The 6,924-nt window shown below is 76.8% G+C and carries 2 protein-coding genes and 1 pseudogene; all 3 read right to left on the bottom strand.

Annotation, left to right across the window (positions count from 1 at the left end; translation table 11 throughout):
- Window positions 1-85: 85 nt before the first annotated feature.
- The gene (locus tag ACMA1D_RS05985; protein WP_414722817.1) at window positions 86-1,306 is read right to left on the bottom strand and encodes a polysaccharide lyase family 7 protein; all 1,221 of its coding nucleotides are present in this window, start codon (window positions 1,304-1,306) and stop codon (window positions 86-88) included.
- A gap of 587 nt (window positions 1,307-1,893) precedes the next feature.
- Window positions 1,894-3,534 carry an ATP-binding cassette domain-containing protein gene (locus ACMA1D_RS05980; protein WP_414722816.1) on the bottom strand — a complete coding sequence of 547 codons (1,641 nt, stop codon included), beginning with the start codon at window positions 3,532-3,534 and terminating at the stop codon, window positions 1,894-1,896.
- Between the two features lie 704 nt (window positions 3,535-4,238).
- Window positions 4,239-6,924, bottom strand: a pseudogene (locus ACMA1D_RS05975) (histidine kinase); the annotation flags it as partial.

The following is a 6,924-nucleotide window of genomic DNA, read 5'->3' as shown; positions in this document are numbered from 1 at the left end:
GCGCCAGGGTTGCCGGCGCCGGCCCACCGTACGACTGCCCGCCCGGGGGGCGGCCCGCAGAGGTTCCGCGAACGGGCAGCCGGGCTCAGGAGTGCTGGACCTTCAGTTCGTGGATGCGGGTCTCGCCGTAGTTGCTGGACGAGCAGGGGTCGGAGTTGGTGCAGTTGGCCTGGGTGTAGGCGCCGGCCTTGAAGTAGTTGCCGGAGCCGGTGTACGCGATCGTCGTCTTCAGCTCGCCGTTGTAGTACGCCTTGACCTTGCCGTCCTTCACGACGAACTTGGCCTCGAAGACGGTCCCCAACTTGTAGTTGGCGTCGACCAGTTGATGGTGCGTGGTGTCGCCCTTGGTGACGTAGAGCTTGGTGCCCTCAAGCCGGAACACGGTGACGTCGTCGTCACCCCCGTGGATCTGGGCGCCCACCACGTACGGCCGCTTCTCCGGCAGGTGGGTGAAGGCTTCCCGCACGGTCAGCGTGTGGGTGCCCGACGTCGCCGACCAACTCGCCTTGTCCTTACCGCCGTTCTTCATCTCCCGCAGCTCGGAGCGCGGGTTCTTCGAACCGCTGGTGGTCACGCCGTTGACCGGAGCCTGGAACTGCACGGCCTTGCCGCCCTCGACCACCTTGAAGTACGGGTCGTGGGAGTACGTGTCCAGCGCGGGCTGCTGGATCTCGGTGGGGTGCCCGGCCTCGCCGATGGGCAGGGTCTGCTTCCAGTTGGTCAGGTCGAGCACGTCGGCCGGGACCTTGGCCGTGCCGCCGTCGTCGCCCCCGCCGTCGTCACCGCCGGCCGCGCCCCACACCTCGACCTCGGTGAGGCTGTTCCACGCCCCGTCGTCGGCGCCGCCCACGCCCTGGTAACCGTGGCCCACGTAACGGATCTTCGAGGTCGTCACGGCGTCGAAGGCGAAGGACTCCAGGCCCTTGCCGGTGCCGCTGCTGCGGCCGTCGACGATGGTCTGCCAGGACGAGCCGGTCCAGTACTGGAGCTGGAAGAGGTTGCGGCGGCTGTCGCCGCGGTAGGTGGCGAGCTTGACCTCGTTGACGGACTTGGCCGCCCCGAGGTCGAGCTGGAGCCAGGCCCCGTCGCCCTCGCCCGACCAACGGGTGTCGAGGTCGCCGTCGACCGCGCCGGCCGGCACGTTCTCGTCGCTGGTGCTCGCGGTCACGGCGGACGCGCCCGGCGTGATCTCCGCATCGGCAGCCCGGGCGGCGCTCGGCGTGGCACTGAACGCGGCGAGCGAGGCGGCGAGCGCCGTGGCGGCGGCCAGCGCCGTACGGCTGCGCCGCGTGAAGGTTTGGGCCATGGGAGTCTCTTCCCCTTCTGAACTGTGCTGCTGGGTGGGGTGGGTTGGGGCGAGTGTGCGGTGTGCTGCGGTGCGGTGTGCAGGGGCACTGTGGCGCAGGGGTGTGGGGACGGGTCACGGGCCTGGTGGGGGTGGGTGTGGTGGGAGCGGCGGGGGCGGGCACGGCGGGTCGGGCCCGGCTTCGGCCCCGGCCCCGGCCCCGACTCCGACTTCGGCTTCGGTGCGGCGGGGCCGGAGCCCTGAGGCCCCGCCGCCCGGCCGGGCAGTCGCGTGGGGCCCGCCGTTGCCTCCCCGGCCGACGGCGGACACCGCCCGAGCCATCCCCCCCCCCGGGCGTGGTCTGCGGTGCGGCGGCCGACGCCGGGCGTCGGCGCCCCGCGGCTGCCGCAACCCAGCACACGGCGCGCGCGATTGTTCCGCAAGCAGTCGCCGGCCCGGTGAACAATCCGGGGCGGCCGGCCCCGGAGTAGCTGGCCCGGGCGGCCGGCCCGCGGCGACCACCCCGTACGACCAGTGCCCCCACTCACCAGCCACCCCGCGGCGACCAGCTACCGCAACCGGCCACCCACCTCAGCCGCCGACCACCCTCACCCCCCAGCCGGCCGGCCGCCCAGCGCCAGCCTCGGCCAGTCGGCCAGGTCCCGCTGCAACTGCCGGTCGTGGGTGGCGAGTACGACGGCCGCCGCGGTGGCCCGCAGCGCCTCCGTGAGCTCGTCGACCAGGGCGATGGACAGGTGGTTGGTGGGCTCGTCGAGCAGCAGGACGTGCGGCCGGGCCGCGAGCGCCAGCGCGAGGTCGAGGCGGCGTTGCTGCCCCATCGACAGTTCGGCCACCGGCCGACCCGCGTCGTACGCGTCGAGCAGCCCCAGCGCCCCGAGCCCCACCACCTCGTCCGCCGCCAGCACCCCGGCGCTCACCAGGCGCGCGGTGTGCGCCTGGTAGAGGTCGTACGCACGCTGCGCGCCGGCCCGTTGCGTCTCCTGGCCGAGCAGGTGCAGCCGGACGCCGGGCGCCCGCTGCACCCGGCCCGTACCCGGTGCGAGCCGACCGGCCAGTACGGACAGCAGCGTCGACTTGCCCGCCCCGTTCGGGCCGGTGACCACGAGCCGGTCGCCCGATGACACCGCGAGGTCGGCGGGCCGGTCGAGCCGCCCGGGCACGGTCACCCCGGCCGCGGCGAGCAGCACCGTGCCCGGCCTGCTGGGCAGTTCGGGCAGGGCGAAGCGGCGCGGCGGCGCGGGCGCGGTGACCTGGTGCCGCTCCAGGTCGCTGCGCCGCCGGTGCACGGAGCGGACCAGCGCACCGGCCCGGGTGGCCCGCCCGTGCTTGTCGGTGCCCTTGGCCGGCCGCCATCCGGTGGTCAGCCGGTTCTGCGCCTCCGACAGGGCCTGTTGCAGCCGCTGCCGCTCGGCCTGTTGCAGCTCGTACTCGGCCTCCCAGCGGGCCAGTTCGGCCGCCCGACCGGCGCGGTAGCCGGCGTACCCGCCGCCGTAGCCGCGCGGCCGGCCGTCGCGGCTGGGGTCCAGGTCGAGCACCGTGGTCGCCACGTCGGCGAGCAGCGCCCGGTCGTGGCTGACCACGACGACGCCGCCGGCGTGCGCGCGCAGCCGTGCGGTGAGGAAGTCGAGCCCGGCCAGGTCGAGGTGGTTGGTCGGCTCGTCGAGCAGCAGGAAGTCGTCGTCGGCGCCGAGCAGACAGGCCAGCCTGACCCGGTAGCGCTGGCCGACGGAGAGGGTGTGCAGCGGGCGGTCCCGGTCGCTGACGGCGCCGAGCCCGGCGAGCGCGACCGTCACCCGCCGGTCGGCGTCCCAGGCGTCCAGCGCCTGCGCCGCCTCCAGGGCCCGCGCGTACGCGGCCTCGGCGCCGGGCAGCCCGTCGGCGAGCGCCGCCGCACCCGCGTCGAGGTGCCGCAGCGCGGTACGGGCCGCGGCCAGGTGGTCGTCGATGAGGTCGCCGACGGTGCGTTCGGCGTCGACCGGCATCTCCTGCTCGGCCAGCGCGAGGGTGCCGACGCGGTGCACGCTCCCCGCGTCGGGCTCATGCGTGCCGGCCAGCACGTGCAGCAGCGTCGACTTGCCGCGACCGTTCTCCCCGACCACGCCGCAGCGCGTCCCCGGTGAGACGGTCAGTTCGACGTCGTGCAGTACGGTCCGGCCGCCCCGCTCCACGCGGATGTCGGCACAGGTCAACTGGGCCCGCGCGCGGGCAGGCAGGGCAAGGGTGGGCATGGTGTCTCTTCCTCCGGCAGGAGGCGCGCGCGACCGCCACGCTGGGCGGGGTGGGGCGCGGGCCTTCACCTGACAACCGGTCCGGGCCTGGAAACGGGCGGGACCGCGGGCAACGTCAGGCCCCCGGCGCCAACCGCGTCAGTACGCGGCGGGGGACGCCGGGTGGGCCACCGGCCCGATCAGAGGAAGAGCAACATTTGCTGCATACCGGCAGGCTAACAGCGACCCCACGGCCGCCCGCAGGAATTTTCTCCCGCGGGCCGCGGGCCGCCCCACTCACGGGCGTACGGGGGACGCGCTCACAGCCGTAGAAGTACGTGCTTGCCCACACCCACCCGCACCCGTACGCGACAACCCACCCACACCCACACCCACACACCCACCCACATCCGTGCGCATCAGCTCGTACGCGCCAGCCCGTACGCAAACAGCCTGTGCACACCCACACCCACACCCGCACCCACGGGCCGCACCCACACCCACATCCACGGAGGCACCCACCCCCACGGCCACAGGCCCCTCCCACCCTGGTGCCTCGCGCCCGTAACCCTTCGCGGTCACGGCCGGCGGTTGGCTGGCGCCCGGACCGGGGCAAGGGCCGGGTCAAGGCATGGATCACCAGATCAAGCCCGGGGAACCGAAGCCCGGCCCGCGGAGGCGATCGGGGGCGCGGGCCGGGGGCGGGGCAGCAGGCTGCTGATCCGCTAGTTCGTCCCGATCTTCGCCAGCAGGTCCACGATCCGGCCCTGGACCTCGGGGCTGGTGGAGCGCTCGGCGAGGAAGAGCACGGTCTCGCCGGAGCTGAGGTGGGGGAGTTGGCCGGGGTCGATGTCGGCCGAGGTGTAGACGACCAGCGGGGTGCGGTTGAGCAGGCCGTTGCCGCGGAGCCAGTCCACGATGCCGGCGCGCCGGCGGCGCACCTGCATGAGGTCCATGACCACCAGGTTGGGCCGGGTCTGCGCGGCCAGGTTGACCGCGTCCGCGTCGGTGTCCGCGCGGGCGACCTGCATGCCGCGCCGCTCCAGCGTCGCCGTCAGCGCACTGGCGATCGGCTCGTGCTCCTCGATCAGCAGTACCCGCGGCGGGTGCTGCTCGCTGTCCCGCGGGGCCAGCGCCTTCAGCAGGATGGCCGGGTCAGCCCCGTACGCCGCCTCCCGGGTCGCCTGCCCGAGCCCGGCCGTCACCAGCACCGGGACCTCGGCCGCGACCGCCGCGGTACGCAGTGACTGGAGCGCGGTCCGGGTGATCGGGCCGGTCAGCGGGTCGACGAAGAGCGCCGCCGGGTACGCGGCGATCTGCGCGTCGACCTCCTCGCGCGAGTGCACGATCACCGGCCGGTAGCCGCGGTCGCTCAGCGCCTGCTGCGTGGACATGTCGGGCGCCGGCCAGACCAGCAGCCGGCGCGGGTTGTCGAGCGGCTCGGGCGGCAGTTCGTCGTCCATCGGCGGGCGGTGGTCGTCGACGACCTCGACCGCACCGTTCGGCCCGTCCAACGGCTCCGGCCCCTCCGCGCCTTCGTCCGGCGCGCCGATGGCGAAGGCGCGGCCGGCGCCGGAGGCCAACCGCTGCTGCGGCTGCCCCGCGTGCGGCTGGGGCTGCGGCATCGGCTGGGGCGCGCGGTGCGGCTGCTGCGGGAGCGCCGGTGCACGGCCCGCCGAAAGCGCCCCGCCACCCGGCTGACCTGCGACGTCGCCGGGGGTCTCGGGGCCGCCCTGGTCCGGGTGCGCGGCGTCGCCGCGGGCCGCGAGCTTCCGCCGCCGCCCCGAACCGGCCACCGCGCCCCCGGGCGGCTGACCCGGCAGACCTGGCTGGCCCGGCTGGCCCGGACCGCCCGGCTGGCCGGGGTGGGCCACGGCCGGCTGTCCCGGCTGTCCCGGCTGACCCGGGTGCCCGGGCTGTTGGCCGGCGCCGTGCGGCGGCTGACCGCCGGCCGCGGCCGGCAGGTGCGGCTGCTGCGCCTGGGCCGGATCGGCCGCGCCCGGCGCGAACGGCATGCCCTGCCCCAGCGTCCGCACGCTGATCGGCCGTCCCTGCGTGTCGTGCGTCGGACCGCCCTGCGGCAGGCCGCCGTGGGCCGTGTTGCCGTGCGCCGGGGTGCCGTGGGCCGGCTGGTGCGGGTGGGCGGGGCCGGCGGGGTGGTTCGGTGCGGTGGGCTGCGGCTCACCGGGTGGCGGGCCACCGGGCTGCTGTTGGCCGCCGGGCAGCGCGCCGGGACCGGCCCACGCGCCGCCCGCGCGAGCCGCATCGCCACCGACCTGCTGGCCCGCGCCACCGACCTGCTGGCCCGCGCCACCGCCGTGCGCACCCGCGCCACCGCCGTGCTGGCCTCCGCCACCACCCTGCTGACCTGCGCCGCCGGCGCTCGGGTCGCCGAGCGGGCGCCGCCCCGGGGGCTGCTCGCCCGGGGCGCCCTGCGGACGCGCCTCGCCCGGCCCTGGCTGGCTGTGACCGGGCTGGCCGTGCCGCGGCTGCTCGTCGGCGAGCGGACGCCGCGCCCGCCGCTGACCCGAGCCGGCGGGAAGCTGCTGGCCCGGCTGGCCCTGCGGCGCCGGAAGCTGCTGCCCGGGCGCCGGCGGGAACTGCTGCCCGGCCCCGACCCCGGCCCCAGCCACGGACGGCTGTCCGTGCTGCCCCTGCTGCCCGGCCTCGTTCTCGTACGCGCCGCCAGCGCCGATCGCCCCGGCCGCCGACTGCTGCGCGGCCTCGCCCGGCGCCGGCCACGCGGGGGCGGCCTCGGCCCGCTGCTCCGGGACCCCGGGGCCCCAGGGCGTACCGTCGGCGCCGGCCGGTTGGCCGTCACCCGCGGGAGCCGCCCGGTGCCCCCCGCTAGCCTGCGCACCGCCCGGCACCCCGCCGGGGGCGCCGGCCGCCGCGTACCCGCCCTGCGCGGGCAGCGCCGCAGCCGGACCGAGGCCCTGCGGCTGCTGCGGCTGCTGGTCGGCCGCGGCCGGCGGCAGCGCGAACGGGGTGCGCCCGGCCGGTACCTCGTGCGCCTGCTGTGGTTGCCCGGGCTGCTGGCCGCGCTGCTGCTGGCCCGCCGGCCCGCCGGGGCCCTGCTGACCGCCGCCGTCCTGCGGCACGCCCTGCTGCGGTACGGGCCGCTCCGGCGTCTCGGTCAGGGCCCGCCTGGCCCGGCGCCGCCCGGTGCCCTGAGCGGGCTCGATCTCGTGCGGGCCGGCCGCGGGCGCCGCGGGCCCGCCGTCCGGCACGGCGGCCCAACCGCCGGCACGCGGGTCGCCACCCGCCTGCTCGGCGGCGTTCGCCGGCCGGCCGGCAGCGCCCGGCCCGACCGGGCTGAGCCCGCCACCGGGCAGCGCGGCCGGCTCCAGGCCGCCGGGGCCTGCGGGGCGTACGTCACTCGCGGCGGGCGGCAGCGCGAGCGCGCCGCCC

Source organism: Streptomyces sp. 796.1, assembly GCF_047525675.1.
GTDB lineage: Bacteria > Actinomycetota > Actinomycetes > Streptomycetales > Streptomycetaceae > Streptomyces.
Note: the sequence above shows the minus strand (reverse complement) of the source record. Positions and strands in the feature narration are given on the sequence as shown.